At 46.4% G+C, this 21061-nt stretch carries 17 protein-coding genes; 5 read left to right on the forward strand and 12 right to left on the reverse strand.

Annotated features, from left to right (window positions below):
• Window positions 1-102 precede the first annotated feature (102 nt).
• The 3 genes from QT984_RS04825 to QT984_RS04835 are packed head-to-tail and all read right to left on the reverse strand — an operon-like array spanning window position 103 to window position 1901.
• Window positions 103-1008 (reverse strand): pentapeptide repeat-containing protein, encoded by a 906-nt coding sequence (locus QT984_RS04825; RefSeq protein WP_333208452.1) that lies wholly within the window; start codon window positions 1006-1008, stop codon window positions 103-105.
• Between the two features lie 46 nt (window positions 1009-1054).
• A complete protein-coding gene (locus QT984_RS04830; protein WP_333056113.1) occupies window positions 1055-1456 on the reverse strand; it encodes a pentapeptide repeat-containing protein in 402 nt (133 codons plus the stop codon).
• Window positions 1434-1901 carry a pentapeptide repeat-containing protein gene (locus QT984_RS04835; RefSeq protein WP_333056114.1) on the reverse strand — a complete coding sequence of 156 codons (468 nt, stop codon included), beginning with the start codon at window positions 1899-1901 and terminating at the stop codon, window positions 1434-1436. The genes QT984_RS04830 and QT984_RS04835 overlap by 23 nt, the downstream gene beginning before the upstream one ends.
• A 95-nt stretch (window positions 1902-1996) precedes the next feature.
• Here QT984_RS04835 and QT984_RS04840 point away from each other — a divergent pair, with 95 nt between their 5' ends.
• Window positions 1997-2233 (forward strand): hypothetical protein, encoded by a 237-nt coding sequence (locus QT984_RS04840; RefSeq protein WP_333056115.1) that lies wholly within the window; start codon window positions 1997-1999, stop codon window positions 2231-2233.
• A 145-nt stretch (window positions 2234-2378) separates the two neighbouring features.
• Here QT984_RS04840 and QT984_RS04845 read toward each other — a convergent pair whose 3' ends face one another.
• The 3 genes from QT984_RS04845 to QT984_RS04855 form a co-directional block, all read right to left on the reverse strand.
• Window positions 2379-3056, reverse strand: coding sequence for a pentapeptide repeat-containing protein (locus QT984_RS04845; RefSeq protein ID WP_333056116.1), 678 nt, complete (start codon window positions 3054-3056; stop codon window positions 2379-2381).
• Window positions 3057-3103: 47 nt separating this feature from the next.
• A complete protein-coding gene (locus tag QT984_RS04850; protein WP_333056117.1) occupies window positions 3104-8575 on the reverse strand; it encodes a WD40 domain-containing protein in 5472 nt (1823 codons plus the stop codon).
• A 682-nt stretch (window positions 8576-9257) separates the two neighbouring features.
• Complete coding sequence (locus QT984_RS04855; protein ID WP_333056118.1) at window positions 9258-10589, reverse strand: P-loop NTPase fold protein; 1332 nt, start codon at window positions 10587-10589, stop codon at window positions 9258-9260.
• 337 nt (window positions 10590-10926) lie between these two features.
• Here QT984_RS04855 and QT984_RS04860 point away from each other — a divergent pair, with 337 nt between their 5' ends.
• The 3 genes from QT984_RS04860 to ftsZ all read left to right on the forward strand — a co-directional run bounded on the left by QT984_RS04860 (window position 10927) and on the right by ftsZ (window position 14703).
• The gene (locus QT984_RS04860) at window positions 10927-11814 is read left to right on the forward strand and encodes an FtsQ-type POTRA domain-containing protein (RefSeq protein ID WP_333056119.1); all 888 of its coding nucleotides are present in this window, start codon (window positions 10927-10929) and stop codon (window positions 11812-11814) included.
• A 42-nt stretch (window positions 11815-11856) separates the two neighbouring features.
• On the forward strand, window positions 11857-12957 hold the full coding sequence (locus tag QT984_RS04865) for a transposase (protein WP_333056120.1): 1101 nt from the start codon (window positions 11857-11859) through the stop codon (window positions 12955-12957).
• 471 nt (window positions 12958-13428) lie between these two features.
• On the forward strand, window positions 13429-14703 hold the full coding sequence (ftsZ, locus tag QT984_RS04870) for a cell division protein FtsZ (RefSeq protein WP_333056121.1): 1275 nt from the start codon (window positions 13429-13431) through the stop codon (window positions 14701-14703).
• A 165-nt stretch (window positions 14704-14868) separates the two neighbouring features.
• Here the strand turns inward: ftsZ and QT984_RS04875 are convergent, their stop codons facing one another.
• Window positions 14869-15648 carry an MBL fold metallo-hydrolase gene (locus tag QT984_RS04875; protein ID WP_333056123.1) on the reverse strand — a complete coding sequence of 260 codons (780 nt, stop codon included), beginning with the start codon at window positions 15646-15648 and terminating at the stop codon, window positions 14869-14871.
• Window positions 15649-15800: 152 nt separating this feature from the next.
• On the opposite strand from QT984_RS04875, the gene thiD reads away from it, so the two are divergent.
• Window positions 15801-16610, forward strand: a complete 810-nt coding sequence (gene thiD / locus QT984_RS04880) for a bifunctional hydroxymethylpyrimidine kinase/phosphomethylpyrimidine kinase (RefSeq protein ID WP_333056124.1) — start codon at window positions 15801-15803, stop codon at window positions 16608-16610.
• 180 nt (window positions 16611-16790) lie between these two features.
• Here the strand turns inward: thiD and dndE are convergent, their stop codons facing one another.
• The 5 genes from dndE to QT984_RS04905 all read right to left on the reverse strand — a co-directional run bounded on the left by dndE (window position 16791) and on the right by QT984_RS04905 (window position 20979).
• Window positions 16791-17192: a DNA sulfur modification protein DndE gene (gene dndE / locus QT984_RS04885; RefSeq protein WP_015179042.1), complete on the reverse strand. Its 402-nt coding sequence runs from the start codon at window positions 17190-17192 to the stop codon at window positions 16791-16793.
• A gap of 264 nt (window positions 17193-17456) precedes the next feature.
• Window positions 17457-19454 (reverse strand): DNA sulfur modification protein DndD, encoded by a 1998-nt coding sequence (gene dndD, locus QT984_RS04890; protein WP_333373443.1) that lies wholly within the window; start codon window positions 19452-19454, stop codon window positions 17457-17459.
• Window positions 19455-19953: 499 nt separating this feature from the next.
• Complete coding sequence (gene tnpA, locus QT984_RS04895) at window positions 19954-20406, reverse strand: IS200/IS605 family transposase (RefSeq protein ID WP_333056125.1); 453 nt, start codon at window positions 20404-20406, stop codon at window positions 19954-19956.
• A 22-nt stretch (window positions 20407-20428) separates the two neighbouring features.
• Complete coding sequence (locus QT984_RS04900; RefSeq protein ID WP_333056126.1) at window positions 20429-20755, reverse strand: hypothetical protein; 327 nt, start codon at window positions 20753-20755, stop codon at window positions 20429-20431.
• 80 nt (window positions 20756-20835) lie between these two features.
• Complete coding sequence (locus tag QT984_RS04905) at window positions 20836-20979, reverse strand: hypothetical protein (protein ID WP_333261871.1); 144 nt, start codon at window positions 20977-20979, stop codon at window positions 20836-20838.
• Window positions 20980-21061: the final 82 nt, after the last annotated feature.

Consider the following 21061-nt stretch of genomic DNA (forward strand, 5'->3'; position numbering starts at 1 on the left):
ATAAAATTTACGCAATTTATAACATTTTAAGATGTGGTAAGGGCGACAGGTCTTCACCCTTACTATATTTAGCGACCTTGCTTAAATCCCATCCTCATAACATTAAAACTCGCCATCTTTTTTGATATGAGTAGTTTTTTGATAGCAATCGCTACATCCAGCCATATATTCCCCATCTGGTAAAGTAACGTTATAGCAGAAAGGAGGTGACTGTCCATGATATAGGAATACACCGCCTTGGAAGCTAACTTCTATAAAACTGGTACAGGTTGCCTCGCCGAAAAGTTGCGCCTCTCTTAAATCAGAGTGAATAAACCTGGTATTAGTAAAATTGCCACCCTTTAAATTAGAACCTCTAAGGTCGCAATAAATAATTCGTGCCGAGTCCCAACTAAAAGGTTCCAGAATAGCATTACGCAAGTTAACTTGACTGAAATGAGCATAGGACAGATCCAGATTAGGTAGGTTAGCACCTTCTAAGTTAACTCGATGTAAGACTATTCCGGTAAATTCTCTCTGTCCATCTGCATAGCGTCTTTTGAATTCTTCACCACTTAAGCCTCGCTCCGAATCCATTTTTCGATTTCCAGAAGGCATAATAGTATGATGAAAAATTGTCGATTTATTAGTTTGAATATTATTTAACTTAGCATCAATTAAGTTAGCACCAATCAATTGAGCTGTGGTTAAATCAGCGCCTGTTAAATCAGCGCCTGTTAAATCAGCACCTGTTAGATCAGCTTGATGGAGATTAGCATCACTGAGATTGGCATTAATTAAGTTAGCATTCATTAAATATGAATCTGAAAGATTAACTTTTTTCAGGTTAGCACCAGTTAAGTTGGCATTAATCAGAAAATTTCTCATTAATAAAGAATCTTCTAAATTGGCACTACGTAAGTTGATGTCCGTTAGAAAAGTATCCATCAGACAGATGTTCCTTAAGTCAGCGCCAATAAAGTCTCTCTCACCAGCAGCATATCGTCCGATTAATTCTTCCGCATTCATAACTTTTACCCTTAATTTGTAATCGTTTTATAGTAATGTTTTCCATTCATCGATCCGTACAATTATCATTTCGGATCGTTCCATCTGGCATTATAGTATTGCACAAAGTAGCGTCTTCCCATTTTCCGCACAGATTGATTGTATTTGAGTCGTCATATTCAGGATCGGGTCTAGCTCCCATCAGATTAGCATTGCACAGATTTGAACCATCAAATGATGTTTCATCCATAATTGCACCACTAAAGTTAGCTCCAGTAAGATCGGAATTCCAAAACCCAGTTTGATGTAGTTTGGTATTACTTAGATTCGCGCCAATTAGAGTTGCTTTATGAAAACCAGCTTCACCGAGGTCTACATCGCTGAGGTCGGCTCCAGTGAGGTTAGTATTTTGGCAGTTGAGCCTAGATAAAAAACCATTTTTCAAATTAGCTCCACGCTCGGTTGGCATCAGTCACGTCAGCATAGTGCAAAGTTGCGTTTTCTAAGCAGGCATTACTTAGATTAGCTCCCGTCAAGTCAGCCCCTTGTAACCAAGCTCCTTTCAAGTTAGCACCACTAAAATTAGCCTTAATCAACTCAGCGCCATCCAAGTTAGCCTCGGTCAAGTTAGCCTCGGTCAAATTAGCGTCGCTCAAGTCAATACAATCCATGTTAGCATCGCTTAAGTTAGCACCACTCAAGTTAGCATTCATCAACTCAGCAGAAATCAAGTTAGCACCACTCAAGTTAGCATTCATCAACTCAGCACCACTCAAGTCAGCATCTGTTAAATTGGTCTTGGTGAGATTGATATCAATAAGCTTGCTTTTCTTCAAATTGGCATTGCTCAAGTCAACCTCAGCAAAGTCTCTCTCGCCATTGGCATATCTTCTAAGTAATTCTTCAGCATCCATAACTTTAACCCTTAATTTGTAATCGGTTGATAGTGTTAATAATACCGCTTTCCCAGTCAAGAATCTATTGGAAATACTTGGGATAGCCTTCCTTATTGAATGTCATCAGCTCAACAGACGGCACATCAACAGTAATGATAGCCCCCGGTGCCTTAAAGCAAGACACAACCGTCAGCATTGCCCCAGTCAACCAACAAAACTTCTCCCTACCGCTGCCGGCGGGATTTGAATTTGCAGGAGCCTTCAACTTAAACTTTGGCGATAACTCCCTGAATATACCCGCCCAGTTGGCAGTACCAGCACCCGCCGGATTAGCACCTGGAACGGATTAAGAAGGTTCCTTTTGAGCGCTTGCTATAAAAGAATGACTTAGGGATTTATTCCTCTGGTCAGTGAGTGGTTCAAATTCAACATTCACTGACCTTCTATTTCTCTAGCTATTTAGAAAATAGAAACTTTCGTGCAGGCATCAAAAACTTACATTTTCACCAATTCAGCATCTGTAAAATTACACCGAATAAAATTCGATTCTATTGCACCGGCTTTCCTAAAGCTAGCCTTGGTAAAATCGCAATCGATAAACGTACACCGTTGAATACACCCTCGATTCCAATTGGCTTTGGTAAAGTTGCATTGCTTGATGGTAGCTGGTCCTATACCTACCTCTCTTAAATCAGCACTGGTAAAATCAACGTCAATAAAGCTAGAAGTCTCTAAACCAGCCCCCTTGAGCTTTGCTTGTTTCAGAATCGTCCCTATGAATTCCGCATCATACGAGACAGCTCTTTCCAAAATAGCCCCACTCAAGTTAGTTTGATGCAGTCGAGCCGAGCTAAGGATAACTTCTCTGAGGTTAGCTCCGCTCAGGTTAGCTTCATTGAGCCTCCCCACCTGCAATATAGCTCCAGTCAAGTTGGCTCCACTCAAATTGGCCCCCATAAAATCAACGGCTTCTAGGTTAGCCCCTTCCAGATTAGTGCCGCTCAGGTTTATACCGCGCAGGTTGACTCCTCCAATTCTGGTGTTTTCTTCAGTTTGATATCGTTTGATTAACTCATCAGCGTAACGTCTACCCAAAAGAATTCCACTTAGGTCAAGACCTGCAAAGTCTCTTTCTCCAGCAGCATACCGTCCGATCAATTCTTCTGCATCCATAACTTTAATCCTTAATTTGTAACCGTCAACCGCCAACAATCAAATAGCTAAAACTGAGGTTTTGCCACCACCCCGTCGCAGAGACGCCGATCGTGATCGCTCACATTAGGATTAGTCCTCAAATAATCTCCCACCCAGTCACAGCCCCTCACCAGCAAATCGTCAAGATCCAAATTCCACAAAATCACCCGATTATCCCGGCCCGCAGAAGCCAGAACCTTCCCATCCGGGCTAAAACTCACACTCATCACACTATCCTTGTGACCCGTCAAAGTTTTCAGCAAAGTCCCGCTGCGACTCCACAGTTTCACCTTATGATCGTAACTACCCGAAGCCACCAACAAACCATCCGGGCTAAAAGCAACGCTAGTCACGCTGTCGCTAGAACCCTTCAGCAGCGTCGCCACCAAAGTCCCATCTACCTTCCACAATTTCACCGAATTGTCGTAACCAGCCGAAGCCAGCATTTTGCCATCAGGGCTAAAAGCAACCCCCAACACAAAACTGTTGTGAGCTCCTTCAAACGTTCTTAGCAAACGACCGTCCCGATTCCAGAGTTTGAGAGTACCATCATCGCTTGCAGAAGCCAGCATCGAGCCGTCGGGACTGAAAGTCACCCCAGTCACCCAGCCTGTGTGTCCCGTCAAAGTCTTAATCAGCCTGCCGTTTCTAGTCCAGAGTTTCACAGTCTTATCCTTGCTAGCCGTTGCCAGAACCTCGCTGTCGGGGCTAAAGCTCACGCTCATCACGCTGTCGGCGTGGCCGTCGAGAGTCAACAGCACAGAAGGCGAACACGGGAATAGCGGAGCCGAAGGACAAGGGAGAATATTATTCATGCCATCTTCTGTCAAACTCCAGACTTTCACCGTTTTGTCGTAACTCCCAGAAGCAAGTAGCTGGCCGTCGGGGCTGAAACTGACGCTGGCGACTCTCTGAGTGTGTCCTTCCAAGGTTTCCAGCAAAACTCCCGTGCGGCTCCAGAGTTTGATAGTGTTGTCCGTAGAAGCAGAAGCCAGCCTTTGGCCGTCGGGGCTAAAAGTAACGCCTTGCACCCGGTTTTGGTGTCCGTCGAGGGTTTTGAGCGGCACGTCATCGAGTCGCCACAGCCTGATAGTTTTGTCAAAACTTGCCGAAGCCAAGGTTTTGCCTTCCGGGCTAAAACTCACCTGAGTAACTCGATCGGCGTGTCCCTCAAAAGTTCTCAGTAAGCGACTCTCTGGTTTAATGTTGCTAGCATCGGTTGGGCGTTTGTCGCCAACACCAGCAAGATTCCAGAGTTTGACAGTCCCGTCTGCACTTCCAGAAGCAAGTGTTTGACCGTCGGGAGAGAAACTGACACCAAATACCCACTTGCTGTGTCCCCGCAAAGTTGTTAGCAGTTCACCTTTTTTGGCTTGTGTGGAATTTTCTGTTGGTGGGTGTTTGAGTGCAGCGATGCTCCAGATTTTCACCGTTTTATCTTCACCCGCACTGGCGATCGTTTCACCATCGGGGGAGAAACTGACGGTGTAAATTTTCGAGGGTTGTCTGTTTTCGCTGTGCCATAAATTAGCGATTAACTTACCGTCAGAACTCCACAGTTTCACACTACCGTCATCGCTCGCCACAGCGATTATTTTGCCGTCGCGGCTGAAGCTTAGCCAATTTACGGGAGCAAATTGTTCGATCGTTCGCAGCAGCGTGCCGTCGGTTTTCCAAAGTTTGATAGTTTTATCAGTAGAGCCAGTGGCGATCGTTTGACCGTCAGAACTAAAAGCAACGCTGGTAACGCTATTAGTATGCCCTTTGAAAGTAGCTAACAAACGGCCGTCAGTTTGCCAAATTTTGACAGTTTTATCTAAACTTGCCGACGCTATGGTTTTGTTGTCGGGACTGAACGCGACACAGGAGACACTGTTAGTGTGGTCTTTGAAAGTTGCCAGCAAACTGCCGTCGCGCCGCCAAAGTTTGACGGTTTTATCTACACTGGAAGAAGCTATTGTCTCGCCGTCTGGACTGAAGCTAAGACCCCAAACTACATCGCCGTGTCCTTCCAAGCGGTTGCGTTCTTTGACTCCATAAACTGCCTGCTGGAGGGCTGCAGAAATCAGGATTTCGGTGTCTTTGAGAGTATACATTTGTTGGGAGTGTTCGATCTGTTTCCACTTTTTACCAGCTCTCAAACTTTCCATCATGGCGTCAAATTTGTTATTTGAGAAATAAAGTGCTTCCGAAGCTGCTGTCAGGGTACTGATTTCGGCTCGCTGAGTTTGAGCGACAGCTAGCTGTTTTTGACCCACGGCCCGCCACCAAAAATTTACGGCTGCGATGGTGGAACTGGTGAGCAGCATGACGCCGATCACTGCTACTCCCAGCAGTTGTTTGAGAAAAGTATTGGCTCGGTAGAGCTGTGCTTGACTCATCTTTTTGTCCGCTTCTGCTTTGTGGAGTCTCGCTTCTAAGCCGAATCTTTGGCGAATCGGTCGCACTAAATAGTCGTGTACCAATTGATAGCGGTCTTCGGGCGCTTCCCGTAGCAAAAATAGCAAACCGTGACCAACTAAAATGTCTAAAATTAAGTCCAGGTTGTCGGTTTTCTTGGGTCGGCTTTCAGGGTATGCAGCGAACTGTCGCGGTAGGGAAATTCGGTTTCTGCCGATCGCCGATAATTCGGTTTCGCGGGCATCGGCTGGCTGCGGGCCTGTAACTAACGAGAGTTCGTGTTTGGTTTTTATCAGTCTTACGCCTCTTTCATCTGTCAGGGAAAACAAGATTTTCCAAGCTGCGTCTTCGTTAACGGGCCCGCAGTCAGAGATGACTCTTTCGAGCGATCGTTTCACTAATTCCGCTTTGGGATTGTCCCCCAATTGCTGGTATTGTGCTAGACTGGTAATATCTTCTTCTTGCAGTTGCGCTCCTACTACCTGCAATTCAATTGGTCGCACTTCTTGCAGTTCGTCTGCTAAATCTTCTACGAAGGCATCGATCAGTGCCGGCTCTAAATAAAATTCCGCCCGTTCTGTTAAGTGTCCGATGACAGCCCGCGCGTCTTTGATAGAAAAACTCCGCAGTTGGTAGCGGATACTTTTGTCGAGAATATTATTGTTAATAGCGTCAAGATTTGGGAAGCGATCGCAATCTAGTAAGTAGTGCAAATAATCTTCGCGTAAGCACAGAATTATCTTGACATAAGGCAAATTCAAAAACAAACGCAAAAAATTATAAAAAAGTTGTCTTTGTGCCACTGAAGTCGAAACAAAGAAAAACTCTTCAAATTGATCGAAAATCAGCACAGTCAACAAATTATTTGTGGCATTTTCGCGCAACTGCTCTATAATAAAAGAAGAGACTTCCGAGCTGCGAGCCGGAATAACCGAGCAACTTCTTTTGTTGATTTCCTGTAGTCCTGTGGAGATGAATTTACTTTCCTCTTCGGCTTGTTTGTCGTACAGTGCGCTGTTCAAAGCATTTTCTAACTCCACCAGCCAGTCGGTGTAAACTTTGACTACTACGGGCAATGTATCCCGCGCACCCGGAGTAATATTTTTCAAAGCTGGTACTAAGCCTGCATTGACTAGAGAACTTTTCCCGACTCCGCTGGGCCCGTGAATAATAGTTAATTTATGGTCGTCCCTGCTAATTCTTTCTAGCAAGCTATTGATATCTGTTTGGCGCGAATAAGCCGTCATGGAGGCTGCAATGGCAGCTTGGTTTTGAGCTGAGGGGCCTGAAGGATTGACCGCTTGGCGCTGCTGCTGCAATTGGCTGGCTCCAATAAAAGCTCTAAATCCGTATTGATATTCGATCGAACGCTGGGTTTTTTTAATCCGAAACGCTTTAAGATACTCTCCCTGCTCGAAATAAACCGCTTGCAATTCCGTCAAAATATCGATGTAAAGTCGGGGGTCGTACTTCGGCTCGCTTTGAGATTGAGCCAACTCCAAAGAATGAACCGCCGCTTCCCACTGCCCTAACTGCCGCAAACTTCGGGCTAAAAGTAAAAGATACGAACTCCTGTCGGATTTAGGATGTTGGATTTTAGATTTGGGTTCGTTACTTAACTCGTTAGGGCCCACAAATTCTGGATAATTTCCCTCAAACCCCAATCTCAAATCTTCAATCAGCAATCTCAAATCATTAGGCGTTTGATCCAAAATCGCCAAAGCCAACTCGGCTAGCTGGCGGGCTTGACTCCACCTCGACTCTTGCAGGGCAACTTCAGCCAAAAAGCCGTAATCTTGAGCTAGTTGGCTGGGAGTACCGTAAGTGAAGTGCAACTGCAAAGAATTTTCAGCTAATGCTTGCAACTCTCCCCAAGCTTTCAAGCGCTGCAGCACTTCTCCGAGGTGTGCTGTCACCTCAGCTACCAATTCCGGGCGTGAGGCAAGGGAGAAAGCGTTTCTAGATTGTTCCAGGCTAATCCAAGCTTGTTCCCAGTGCTGGCGGTTGGCTACGGGGTTTCTGGCTGCTTGCAAGCGGTGACACAGGGCTATGTGAAACAGCACTATGCCTTCTCTCTCTAAAAATAAAATTTTGGGGACAGGATTCGACAAGGAGGAGAAGGTTTCTGGGTTTTCGGAATGTTCCAAGTTTTCCAGTTCCCTGTGGCCCGTTTTCTGCTGCCAAAAGACTAAACTTTCTTGGTAGTGAATTAAGGCAGTTTCGGTTTGGTCGCTGACATAGTAATCTCTACCGAGAACGAATTGCAGGCTGGCTTTGAGGGCGGGTTCTAATTCTTCACCGCGATTTTGTAAATCTCTTAAAGCTAATTCTAGTTCTCGGCGTGGCAAAGAGCCGATCGCCAAATCGAAGGTATTGCCGGGACTCAACGGCGAGTACGAGTGGACATCTGATTGTCGTCGGTTTTGGGGCCCAGAGTTAAAAGTTAGAAAGTTTTCTCCGGGGCTGATTTCCCGCTCCAGACCGCGTTTTTCGGACGGGGTTTGGCAGGTCTCACAATTAGCGATGGTGCTGAGGTTGCTGCTGGCGAGTTCTGGATTGAGTTCGCCTATTTTAAATATAGTATCTGCCCGCCTAGCGAGGAAATTAATTAATTCGTCAACGCCCATTTCAAATTTAATTGTGGCGGCGGCCCAACTTTTGAAATCCGGGGCCAGACGAATCATTTTGGTCACGATGTCATCTGTTACCCACAAGATCACTGGGCAGGAAAAATTTTTGCGAAATTCGTCTCGCACTTGATTGGTAGAAGCCATCAGTTCGTCGATCGCTACTACTGTTTCTAAACCGAATACCATCAAAGCCGAGGTGGCATCCACAGGCGAGTACCCCTCCTGGAAAGAGCTTGAGAGCAGGGTAGTGTAGAGGGTTTTGACTGAAGCTGGCAGGACGATATCTTGAATTGGAACTGGGGACACTTCTCGCAGCCGCTGCGCTATTTGCTGCCGCAACTGCTCGTAGTTGCAGCGCACCAAAATTAGCGAGAATTGGTGTTGAGACATTGTGATTGACCTGACCAGAGTTTTGAGCGAGCGCTCGTTGTAGTTTGCAGTTTCTTGTACCTTAATTAGATCGGTCATGCGTGCACCTCTTTTGCATTAATCAATTACCTAACGCTCGCCAATCGTGACTGAAAGCGTCTCTACTTAGACATCCCCGTCTCTGTCTGACGCTTTATCTCTGTATAAATACGTAGTTTTCCGTACTTGTCCTATCAATACTTACATATTTATTAGATCCAATGTAAAGATATCATACCTCTCAATCTCAGAGAATGCTAGACTTGCGAATAAAAATTTAAGGTTATCTTAGATTTTTTGATTAAGCGATATATAAAGGACTACAGATCATAAATAGCCAAGTGCTTAGTTCACGATCATACCGACGGCTAGCTATTAGTAAACAACTTCGATATATCTGTAGCAGGCATTTAGCATAACAGCAAAAAAAATGTACTCCGGTATGGGATTATGTGAAATTAAGAGCAACAGCTAAAAACAGACATAGGGGGTCTGACATTGCAGATATGAGAGTTGAGAGTGGGCAAAGTCCTTAGTGGTGGCAAAGTTTTACAGGACAATAAAATACACCGCCTATAGCCAGCATTCAACAGAAATTAGCCAGTGGAAAAAACCGCTGACTGATTTCTGTATTGGATGGTAAGATTTCGGAGTTTTGAGCGATGAATTTTTAGTTAAATTCTTTCTAAATCCCTCGTATTTAAGGGTTTTTAGAGTCACGAAGCTATCTCAAAAATCCCAACTATTTTGGCTCACTGCGCTGCAGCCACTCCTTATATTTTCGGGTTTCTGCTAGGGCTGGATTAATCCCAAACCAACGACCTTCTTGATCGCGGTATTCAAAGACAAACATACTTCGCAACAAAATTTGAGACTCTTCTTCGCCTGTTACACTTTGTCGGTTGACAACTTGAAACAGTAATTCCCATTCCATGTCATTGATGGCTCCCAAAAGGTCATCGCGATATTCTTGAATGACGCTTTCGAGGCATTCGCGAGAGAAGGGAGGGTCTTCGTGCTGCAAACAGCTATACAAAAGCATCAGTAGATTGCGAACATGACCGCCACTAATCCGACAAAGCCTGTCTAAAGTTTCGGGAGAGTCAAACACCTGGGAAATCAAATCAATGCGTTGATGGGGAGCAACTGCGGGGAAAGCTCTGGCTAATACTAGCTGGCGCAGCAGTGCCATTCCTTCGAGGTGGTCTTCGCCCGATCGCACTTGCACTGGTACCATGGGCATCACCTTGGGCTTGACTCCAAATCGACTGGCGAGGCGGCCGAAGTCGTTGGAAAAAATCAAAGTCAGGGGAATCGTGTAGACAACATGGCAATTAAGTTTTTTCAACTGTTCGCCTCGGTCTAAAAACAGATATTCTGGCTGGGTGCGTCCGCTGGGTTTGAGGGAGGCGTCGAGGCGATCGAGGTTGTCAACGATGACTGCGAGCCCTTTTTTACCTTGCTGCTTGAGTTCGGCGTTAGCTTTGTTGAGGAGTTCTTCGTTGATCGACTGCAAGATGCTGTTGGTGCGGGGTTCGAGATATTGCCTGAGTTGCGATCGCAGTTTGGGAGAGTCTTTAGTTTTAGCAGTAACTCTAGCAATGCCTACAGATAACTCGGCTTCCGCTGACAAATCTATGGGAGTCTGCAAAAATTCTGCCACTTCTGCAAACAGATTGGTAAAATAGCTCGGTCTGAGTTTAATTTTAGCCGATTCCATAGTTTCGCTAACTTGGCGGGCAATGCTCAGCAAAATATCGCTGATATCTACATCCCCCATGTCTAAGTCTTGGGAAGACTCGAAGTAGACGACGCAAAAACCCTCTTGCTCTAACTCAGCTTTTAGTCGAAACAATTCCGTAGATTTGCCACACCCGATATGCCCTGTAAATAGCTGACAGGTTGGCTCATTGGGGGAGATGCGGGTAATGGTTCGCTGTAAAGATTCAATGATTTTGCCGCCACGCACGGAACCAAAATCAATGTAGTATTGATAATCCCCTGGGTCTCCCGCAACAAGGGTCTTGCTGGGGTTGCAGGCTTTATAGAATCTGTCTAATTCGAGTGCGATCACAATTGAAGCCGAATAAAAGTTAAAAAGTTAATCGAAAGTCTAAACTTTCTTTACTTGAGTTTAGTTTGATTTGTAACCTTTTGCCCTGTGGGGTAATGCCCTAAATACCCAAAGAACCTTGAGCTGGTAAGGGGTTTTCCCGGCGCTGGAATTGGGAATTTTTAATTAATAATTTTTTATTACTTAGCGGGATCAGTGATATTACTGATATTGCCCGGAGGATGGGTAAATTTGCGGATATCTGGTTAAATGGTAGGGGAAAACAGGGTTCGAGAGAGAAAGATTAAACAGTTTTGAATTTGTGCTAATCGTTAATTACTATATTGTCAAGAGGTAGATGGCTAGTTTTGGAGCGGTTTCTCAAACAGAGTTAGGGCGCAGGCGCCAAAAGTTGCGGCAGATCCGTCGCGCTCGATTGGCGGCTGTGGTGTGGCAAATGCTGGCAGCAAGCGCAATGGCTGGAGGTTTGTTGTGGTGGATTGCTCAGCCGGCTTGGTTGATTGCCCGATCGGAACAAGTGAAGGTGGAGGGCAATCAGTGGCTATCGGATAAGGCGGTGCGGTCTTTAGTGCCGCTGTCTTACCCGCAGTCGCTGTGGGGGATTCAACCGCAGGCCCTGGCCCAAAAGCTGGAGTCCACCGGGCCGATCGCCAAAGCGAAGGTGACTCGTAACTTGTTTCCACCGAGTTTGACTATAGAAGTGGCAGAACGCTTGCCCGTGGCGGTGGCGCAGCCGACGGCGGTGTTGAGATCGAACAGTGACAAGGAAAAAGTGGGGTGGCTGGACGCTCGCGGAGGTTGGATGCCGTCGGATAGTTATACTGCTGTACGATCGCACAATAGTTCGATCGGGCCCGGCAGCATTGCGGGACCTCCGCCTCAGCGTTCTTTGCCAACTTTAAAAGTCATCGGGCCTTTGGAACAGTATCGCGCGTCTTGGCCGAAGTTTTACCAAGGACTCAGCGCCTTGACGGTGAAAGTGTTTGAGATTAATTGGCAAAACCCGAACAACTTGATCTTGAAAACAGAGATCGGTACCGTACACTTAGGGCCGTACAGTTCCAAGACTGCGGAGCAACTTAAGGTCTTAGACCGAATGCGACAATTGCCAAAACAGATAGATTCAAGCCTCATAGCCTACATTGACTTAAAAAATCCTGCGGAGCCGATCGTCCATTTGCCACAACTCCCCGGCAGTTTGGAGTCGGACTTAATTGCTAAATAGTTTGCTAAACTTATCTAAAGTTGATTGTTGAGAGGAATTTCCATGTTTGCCGTCAAGCGAGCGCTCAAATTGAATAATAGGGAAGCAACCTTGATGGCAAAACACGCAGGATTCCGGCGTGTAGTATTTAACATGGGATTGAGCTTGCGAGTCCAAATGTACGGTGAGGGCAATTTTTCAGACTCAAAGGTCATCAACGAAGTCAAGAAAGTTCTCACCAACCACGTCAAGAAACAACCTGAATGCGCTTGGATGAACCAGTTGTCTTCTCGTGTTTACCAAAACGCTTTGATTGACTTGAAAGATGCGTTCAGTCGGTATCGCTTGGGAAAAGCCGATCATCCGAAATTTGCCAGCCGCCGGGATGGGCAATCATTCACGGTTGATTCGTCTAATGGAAAAGTTTTACTAACTGCTGGCAACACCATTAAGATTCCCACGCAGGGAACTTTTCGACTTCACGAGCCACTGGAATGCGGTTTTGTCTCTCAAACTTTTACCATTTCACAAGAAGGAAATCGCTGGTTCGTCTCTTTCTGTGTTGATGCGGAACTTTTACCAATTCAACAACCCGAAAGCTCTGTAGGGATTGACGTGGGTATTAAATATTTTGCTACCCTGTCAAACAGTCAAGTGTTTGATGCACCAAAGCCATTAAAGCAAGCGAAAACCAAGCTTGCACGGTTGCAGCGCAAGGCATCAAGACAAATAAAAGCCTCAAACAATCAGCGCAAAACTTACAACAAGCTCGGCAGACTTCACGCACGAATAGCTTGCATTCGCAAAGATTTCCTTCAAAAGTTAACGACTTATTTAGCTAAAACTTTCAAGTCAATCAATATAGAAGACTTGAACGTAAGCGGAATAATGGCAAATCACAAGTTGGCTGGGGCAATATCCGACTTAGGGTTTTACGAATTCAGGGGGCAGCTAAATTATAAGTGCAAAATGTATGGAGCGAATTTAGTGCTGGTAGATCGATGGTTCCCCAGTTCTAAAACTTGTGCGAATTGCGGGCATAAAAAAGATATGCCACTAAGCGTTCGGACTTATGATTGTCCTGCTTGTGGCTCCTCAATAGATCGCGATCTCAATGCCAGTTTAAATATTTTAAATTGGGAACCCAAGGCTATTGGGGGATAGCCTGCTTATCTTGGGATGGCCGACCACCCAACAGCGCAGGAAGTCAACTCCGAATTGCAGCTAAAGGTGGCTTTAGCAAAGTTTGGGTAAGTTTGACAAAGCAGAGTTCCACTCCCGCACCCACTCGCGCCCAGAATTGATCCTCTGTCAACAGAAGGTAGAAGGTATCGATCGATAGGCAGAATTTTTGCCCATCAGGATCGATAGGGCTTCAAATCAGCACAGTTTTTGGATAGCGCTCCGCGTCTGGGGCTAGTATCCATTTTTTTCCTTCTGACGCAGCTTACAACTGCCTTAATCCGGTCAAGTACCTGGATGGCGTCAAGCGAGGTCTGGGCTAGCGAGGTCGGCCAAATCCGAGATTGCTAACATTAAGCATCGATCTGTGTTAGTTTTTCGCGCAACTTAGCCTATAGTTGATTGTGAATTGGCGTTTAGTTAACAAGCTCTAATCTACCATCCCCGACTCTAATGAAGCTTAATAATAGACAGGGGTCTGACCAAGACAGTCCCCCTTCGGAAGAAGTAAAAAATTTTCCGGTGGCAGCAGATTCCGCCAATCCCTTTAGACGCAAGTCTGGTTATGTAAATGTAGATAGTATTGATATCGATCCTATGGTCAATCCCAAAGACATAATGCCCAGCAGTGCCGCCAAAATCAAAGTAATTGGCGTCGGCGGTGGTGGGGGCAACGCCGTTAACCGGATGATTGCTAGCGAGGTTTCTGGTGTCGAGTTTTGGTGCGTGAATACAGATTCCCAAGCTCTGGTTCTCTCAAATGCTCCGAAACGCTTGCAAGTCGGACAGAAGTTGACGCGCGGTTTGGGCGCGGGGGGCAATCCGGCGATCGGTCAAAAGGCTGCGGAGGAATCCCGCGATGAAGTTGCTAATGCTCTGAATCATGCGGATTTGGTATTTATCACGGCCGGTATGGGCGGTGGTACGGGCACGGGCGCGGCTCCGATCGTGGCTGAGGTCGCTAAGGAAATGGGCGCCTTAACTGTGGGCATAGTAACGCGGCCTTTTACGTTTGAGGGACGGCGGCGCACCAGCCAAGCTGAGGAAGGAATCGCGGCTTTGCAAACTCGGGTGGATACGCTGATCGTAATTCCTAACGACAAGCTGCTGTCTGTGATTTCGGAACAAATGCCGGTACAAGAGGCTTTTCGAGTTGCTGACGATATCCTGCGCCAAGGGGTTCAGGGTATTTCTGACATTATTACTATTCCCGGTTTGGTGAATGTTGACTTTGCTGACGTGCGGGCAGTAATGGCGGATGCGGGTTCGGCTTTGATGGGCATTGGCGTGGGTTCTGGCAAGTCGCGGGCTAGGGAGGCGGCGATGCAGGCTATTTCTTCGCCTCTGCTGGAAGCTTCGTCTATTGAGGGCGCTAGAGGTGTGGTGTTTAACATCACTGGCGGTACTGACATGACGCTGCACGAGGTGAATGCGGCGGCTGAGACGATTTACGAGGTTGTCGATCCGAATGCCAATATTATTTTTGGAGCGGTGATTGACGAGCGGCTTCAGGGCGAAATTAAGATTACTGTGATCGCTACTGGTTTTTCGGGGGAAGTTGCGTCGCCTCCGCCTCCGGGGCGCACGCAAAATGTTAATGCTCCTTGGCGGGCTGCAACTGTTCCGGTGACTCCTGCTCAACAGACGCCCGATCCGAAAGCGAAACCGCCGCAGGATTTGGGATTGGATATTCCTGAGTTTTTGCGTAACCGTCGTCCGCCAAGATGATTTTAGATTTTAGATTTTAGATTTTAGATTGGGGATTTGGCGATTGGGGATTTGGCGATTGGGGATTTGGCGATTGGGGATTTGGCAATATTGAATCTCCAATCTCCCATCTAAAAAATCGAAAATATCGAGCATCTAAAATCTAAAATCTAAAAAATCTAAAATCTAAAATCTAAAATCTAAAATTTCCAGGGTTTGGCCTGGTTCGGGTTCGAGGAGTTGGGTGGAGAGGCCGGATTTTGCTAGTAAATCGCGAAATTCGGGGATGCTGCCGATCGATCGCACTAACATTGGTAAAATGCCTGTGGCTCGGATGTCTCCCGTCGCTGTAGGCAGAAAAAACCGAGGTTTGAGAGTTTGGGCGAGCTTGAGGGCTTCCGAAGGCCCGATGATGACTTGTCCGAGGAATGGGAAGATTTGACCGATGACTGGGGCGATCGCTACGTCTACTGTGTCTATTTTCTGTTTAACTTTGTCTAATGGCGGCAGGTGCGGTTCGTAATAAAGTGTCTCGCCGCTGCTTAAATCTTTGAGCAAATAGCCGTTTTCTTCTTGTCCGGGCCCGATTTCGGCTCCGGGTACGGCAGTAATTTGTAACTTTTCTTTAAAATTTAACTCTTGCCAATTTGCTAAAGATGTGATATTAGTGTAGCCTAAACTGCTGAGGACTTTGGCGGCGGTGGGTGAGGCGATCGCGGGAATTGTGCGATCGAGTTGTTGGAGTGTTTGTTTGTGACAGTGGTCGTCTAATCCTTGGGAAATTAGGATGAGGTCGATCGGCGGTAAGCTGCTGGGAGTGAAGGCGACGGGGGTGTTGTGGTAGGCGGTGAACAGCCAGGGTTGACCGTAAAATACGAGGGGATCGACCAGCCAGGGATCTACGAGGATGGTTTGACCGGCGATGTGGAATATCCAAGAGTTGAGGTCGATTCGGGTGATTTTCACGGTTGTTTGCAATAATTCTTTACAATTGGTTTAATCATAGCTAATTTTGTTTGGGAATTTTAAGCCCTTCGGAAGCACAGGCGGGACGCCCGTGCCACGGGGAACCCAGATATTATTGGGATGTGTCTGTGTTTATCGGCGGTTGAAAAAAGATGATTAAATCGAAGATTCCTGTGGCTTTGACTGTGGCGGGTTCTGATAGTGGCGGCGGGGCGGGGATTCAGGCGGATTTGCGGACTTTTGCGTTTCACTGTGTGCACGGTACAAGTGCTTTGACTTGCGTGACGGCTCAAAATACTTTGGGGGTGATGCGAGTTGATGCTTTGTCTGCGGAGGCTGTGGCCGCTCAAATTGAGGCGGTGGTTGGGGATATTGGGGTGCAGGCTGTGAAAACTGGGATGCTGCTGAATCGGGAAATTATGGTGGCGGTGGCTTCACAGGTGGAAGCTTTGCGAATAGGGAATTTGGTTGTCGATCCGGTGATGGTTTCACGATCGGGCGATCGATTGATTGATGACGGGGCGATCGCATTTTTGCGCGATGTTTTGATCCCAATGGCTGCTGTCGTGACTCCCAACCGGTTTGAGGCTCAGATTTTGAGCGGTTTGCAGATTGTTTCTCTAGACGATATGCGATCGGCGGCGCAGCAGATTTATCGTTTGGGTGCGAAAGCTGTTTTGGTGAAAGGCGGCGGGATGGCGGGAGATTTGCGGGGGATTGATGTTTGGTTTGATGGTACGCGCTTGGATGTGTTGAAGACTGAGAATGTTGATACTGGGAATACTCACGGGACTGGTTGTACTTTGAGTGCTGCGATCGCTGCTAATTTGGCTTTGGGGAAAGATTTGTTTACAGCGGTGACATTAGCTAAGAATTATGTTACTACTGCTCTCAAATATGCTTTGGATATTGGGGAAGGCCAAGGCCCAGTAGGTCATTTTTTCCCCCTGTTACAGAAGTAATAAGTTATTTGTTACTTGTTGGAGTCTGCTAATAATATCAAATCCACGATTCATCGAAATTATTCCTCTCTCTCTTCTCTTCCTCTGTGTTCTCTGCGTACTCTGCGGTTAAATCATTCCGATCCAACCGGAATTGATATAACCAATAACATGAGTGAACCGCCAACAGTCAAAAATCAGTTAATTTCTTAATTTTTCAGGCGAAAGAGCGATCGCCACCAAGTCTTCAATTTTCTTAATATTCGGATCGCCGGCCAAATAACCAATCCCTCGGTGCAAGTGCAGGCGAAACTGTTTCGCTAGAGTTTCTTTTTCTGTGCCTAAATTGTCTTGGTGACACCGCTGCTTGAGGGCCATTATCAGGATATCAGCCATATCGCCGCCGAAGACATCCCAGCTTAATTCGACGTTGCTGTCGCTGGGAATTGGTACTGGCGATGGGATGCTGGGCTCGGCGAGCGATCGGCAAAATCCCCACCTGCATAGAATATTCCACTGATCGATTTTGGTCGATCGTTTCAGTTTTGATAGTTGGTCTTTGCCGGTTTGGGATAGGCGGATGCGATCGACTGGTGGTTCCATGAGTTTGAGATTGTTTGGTATATTGTAAACAGTGTTAATGTTGGGGAAGCAAAGCCTCTAGATTACCCGAAATAATTAACATTTTTTTACACGGCGCGACTTGATTAAATAGGTTTTTTTTGGTATTCTTATTTTAGTAGGATTTATCCTTAATAATGGGATGGTGGCAAAAATAAAATTTTCGCAACCATCCCATTATGATATATATTACCGCAACTCCCCAGCAAAGTCAAGGGGGTTGCGGCTATTTTTTAGCGCAAATTTTTATTCCCAAAAATAACCAGTTTCGACGGTGGTTTGGTGTTTGGCGGAGTCGTATTTGAGGAGATAGCTGTGGGCGATCGCCTCTAATTCTTGGAGTTTTTCGTATTCTACTTTTCTAATTTCCGTGTCGGTAGAAAGCAGGATGACTTGGTGGCTGGCCGAGGGGAAATAGCGTTCGACTAGGTTGTTTCTGTGGGAGGAGTCGAGGCGGCCCAAGGGAGTGTCGATCGCCACTGGCAATTGTCTCCCGGATACTCTAGCCAATCCCCACAAAAAGGCGATCGCCAGCAATTGTTTTTCCCCGGCAGAAAGTCGGTGTTTGGGTACCGGTTTGCCTTCTGGATCGTAAATGGAGAGGCTAAATGTTTGAGTGTCGATCGCAACTCTGTGCACGAGGTCAGTTTTGTGCAACAGGTAGCGGAAACAGTCGGTAATTTCTATTTCGAGTTTGTTGAGTTTTTTGAGGGTAAGTTTTTCTTTAAAGAGTTTCAGGGTGGCTTGGGCTTTGGCGATCGAAGCGATGACGTGTTGGCTGTTTCTGATGGTGATGTATTCGCTGCTGTAGTTTTCTAGTTCTTTTTGGTTTTTGGCTAATTCTCTCTCTAATTCATCGACGCGGCGGTTGGCTGATTCCAAGGCGGCGGCTGCGATAGCGACTGCTTTTTGGGCTTTCCTGACTTCTTCTTCTAGTTTTTCGTAGGCTTCGGGGGAAGCTGCGGCTGCGAGTTCTCTGTCTGTGAAGTCGATTTCTGATTCGATGTTTTTGATTTCTTCTATTTGGTCGCGGGCTAGAATTTGCTGGGCTTTGATTTGGTAGCTAAGGAGATTTTCTAGTTGCTGGATGCTGTTGTTGTCGGCGTTCATCCAGGGCGGGGCATCTGTTCCGGCTTGCTGTTCGAGTTCTTGGTTTTCTTGGCGGATGAAGTCTTGAATTTTATCTAACTGTTGGGGATTTAACGAGATTTCCGCGATATAGTTTAGAAGGCGATCGCTTCTTTGTTTGATAAGATTTTGGGCAATCTTTGCTTGCTGCTGGCTGGCTTCTGTTTCGGCTTGAGTTTTTGCTTCGCTTAGCAAGGGCGAAATTAGGGCTAGTGGTAGCGTATTTGATGCCAATTCCATCATGGTTTGACGGGTTTTTTCGGCCTTATTTCGGTAGTCATTTAGCTTGCTGTCTAGCTGACTGCGATCGGCGGCAATTTTCCCGCCTTCAGAAATAAACTTTTCTGATGCTTGTTTCTGATTTTTTTGAGCTTTATCAAATTCGTTTTTAAAGCTGGCTTGTTCTTGCTTAGCTGAGTCTATTTTATCAGTAATTTCCTTAAAAGTTTGTTCGATTTTCTCTAAAGCAGCCAAGTCTTTTTTGCCAGCAATTTCTTTCCGCTTGCGGCCGGCTAAAATTTCTAAATCGACGGCGAGGCGTTCTGCTAATTCTAAACCTAAAAGAGATTTAATCGCCCCGACGACAAACTCTGGCGGTGTTTCGAGTTCGGCAAGTTCTTTTACTTGTTCGCCGTCAAACAGAAATAGGTTGGATATTCCAACTGGCAAAAGGGTTTCGATGTATTCGTCCCAAGTGTTAGTAATTGCTTTGTCCGACCACCAATCGCTGACAATCTCGCTGTATATGAGAATGCTTAAGGTGTCTTTGATATCTAATTTTTTCCAGTATCTAACTATTTTAAATTGAGCTAATTTGTCATCTTGGACTTGTTCAAATGTTAGTTCGACGCGGGTATCTTCTAATGGGGGAGTGTGGCGGTTGACGCATTGATTGAGAAAGTCGCTGTAGCTTAAATTGCCTCTGGTGGAACATTGGGCGCGGCCACCGTAGAGGGCGAGGCGAATGCCGTCCATGAGGGTGGTTTTGCCGCCGCCATTCATGCCGCCAAATAAAATGACTGGGCAGGGATTTCCGTCTTTTTCGGGGCGGAGATTGATGGTTTGGGTGCCTGCATAGGGGCCGAAGTTTTTGAGGACGAGTTCGAGGAATTGCATTGTAGATGTTGTTGAGATGGGATGAAAGTTGGTGGGTGCGATCGGCGTGTCCGAGAGTTCGGGGTCGATCTGTGAGTCCCCCAGTACGACAGGGATTGAAATCCCTGTCTCATAGCTGAAGTCCTCTGAAGAGGACTGAAGTCCGGGCTCGTTTGATTTGGCATCCACAGTCGGTTTTAACCGACTTTCGCTCTCTCGACGGGGATTTCAATCCCCGGCGGGCTTGTGGGTAAGCCCGATCGACTCGATTGGTCGATCGGGGTCGATCTGTGAGTCCCCAGTCCGACAGGGATTGAAATCCCTGTCTCATAGCTGAAGTCCTCTGAAGAGGACTGAAGTTTGTGACTGTTGAATCTGGGTTTTTAGTCGGTTTTAACCGACTTTCGCTCTCTCGACGGGGATTTCAATCACTCCTAGGATCTTTGGGTAAGCCCGATCGCCCCCAAAGTCCGAATAGCTGCATAGTCCGCGAGTCTGAGAGTCGGCCAATGTTTTTCAATTAATTCTCTGCCGAATTCGGGTGCCACCGAGTGGGTGGATGGTCTTGATCCGTGATTTGTTCTAAATGGGAATTGGTGGTTTTTTGCAAGTGATGTTCCTTTTGATTTATCACATAAGCGACTGCTGAGTCTAGTTGTTTTTGTCCTAAAGAAAATACTCCGTATCCTTCTTGCCATGAAAATTTATTGGGATTTTGCAAAGTTTGATTGAGATAACGGCTGCTGCTACCTTTAATATTTTTAACGAATTCAGCGATCGATTGTGTCGGAGGAATGGAAACTATTAAGTGGATGTGATTTTCTGTGCCGCCGATCGCATGAAGGATGCAATTGAGGGTGTCTGCTTTGCCGATGATATAAGAGTAAAGTTCGGTTTCTTTTGCGGGAGATATGAGAGGCTGTCGCTCTTTTGTTGCCCAAACTAAATGATAGTACAGCCGCCACATTGCCATAAAGATTTTTCCTCCTAATTGTTTAGGTTAATTTATCATTTTGTGACCAAATCCGAGAGTGCGATCGGGGTCGATCGGCGAGTCCGACGATCCGAGAGTCCCCCAGTACGACAGGGATTGAAATCCCTGTCTCATAGCTGAAGTCCTCTTGAAGAGGACTGAAATGGGCGATCGTTTGATTTGGTTCTTCAGTCGGTTTTAACCGACTTTTGCTATGAGACGGGGATTTCAATCCCCGGCGGGCTTGTGGGTAAGCCCAATCTTGCAGAGGACAATCGGGGTCGAGAGTGCGATCGGGGTCGAGAGTGCGAGTCCCCCAGTACGACAGGGATTGAAATCCCTGTCTCATAGCTGAAGTCCTCTTAAAGAGGACTGAAATCGGCGATCGTTTGATTTGGTTCTTCAGTCGGTTTTAACCGACTTTTGCTATTAGACGGGGATTTCAATCCCCGGCGGGCTTGTGGGTAAGCCCGATCGACTTGCAGAGGACAATCGGGGTCGAGAGTGCGATCGCGGTCGATCAGCCATTCCCACGATCCGACAGTCCGACAGGGATTGAAATCCCTGTCTCATAGCGAAAGTCCTCTTAAAGAGGACTGAAATCGGCGATCGTTTGATTTGGTTCTTCAGTCGGTTTTAACCGACTTTTGCTATT

Origin of the sequence: Microcoleus sp. Z1_B2 (genome assembly GCF_036700325.1) — a bacterium.
Lineage (GTDB): Bacteria > Cyanobacteriota > Cyanobacteriia > Cyanobacteriales > Microcoleaceae > Microcoleus.

Bases quoted from the DNA above. Each gene is read 5' to 3' on its own strand.
- QT984_RS04865 (WP_333056120.1), top strand. From the start codon at position 11,857: ATGTTTGCCGTCAAGCGAGCGCTCAAATTGAATAATAGGGAAGCAACC.
- thiD (WP_333056124.1), top strand. From the start codon at position 15,801: ATGATTAAATCGAAGATTCCTGTGGCTTTGACTGTGGCGGGTTCTGAT.
- QT984_RS04835 (WP_333056114.1), bottom strand. From the start codon at position 1,901: ATGGATGCTGAAGAATTACTTAGAAGATATGCCAATGGCGAGAGAGAC.
- dndE (WP_015179042.1), bottom strand. From the start codon at position 17,192: ATGGAACCACCAGTCGATCGCATCCGCCTATCCCAAACCGGCAAAGAC.
- tnpA (WP_333056125.1), bottom strand. From the start codon at position 20,406: ATGGCAATGTGGCGGCTGTACTATCATTTAGTTTGGGCAACAAAAGAG.
- QT984_RS04905 (WP_333261871.1), bottom strand. From the start codon at position 20,979: ATGAGACAGGGATTTCAATCCCTGTCGGACTGTCGGATCGTGGGAATG.
- QT984_RS04850 (WP_333056117.1), bottom strand. From the start codon at position 8,575: ATGACCGATCTAATTAAGGTACAAGAAACTGCAAACTACAACGAGCGC.
- dndD (WP_333373443.1), bottom strand. From the start codon at position 19,454: ATGCAATTCCTCGAACTCGTCCTCAAAAACTTCGGCCCCTATGCAGGC.
- QT984_RS04845 (WP_333056116.1), bottom strand. From the start codon at position 3,056: ATGGATGCAGAAGAATTGATCGGACGGTATGCTGCTGGAGAAAGAGAC.
- QT984_RS04900 (WP_333056126.1), bottom strand. From the start codon at position 20,755: ATGAGACAGGGATTTCAATCCCTGTCGTACTGGGGGACTCGCACTCTC.
- QT984_RS04825 (WP_333208452.1), bottom strand. From the start codon at position 1,008: ATGAATGCGGAAGAATTAATCGGACGATATGCTGCTGGTGAGAGAGAC.
- QT984_RS04860 (WP_333056119.1), top strand. From the start codon at position 10,927: ATGGCTAGTTTTGGAGCGGTTTCTCAAACAGAGTTAGGGCGCAGGCGC.
- ftsZ (WP_333056121.1), top strand. From the start codon at position 13,429: ATGAAGCTTAATAATAGACAGGGGTCTGACCAAGACAGTCCCCCTTCG.
- QT984_RS04830 (WP_333056113.1), bottom strand. From the start codon at position 1,456: ATGCCAACCGAGCGTGGAGCTAATTTGAAAAATGGTTTTTTATCTAGG.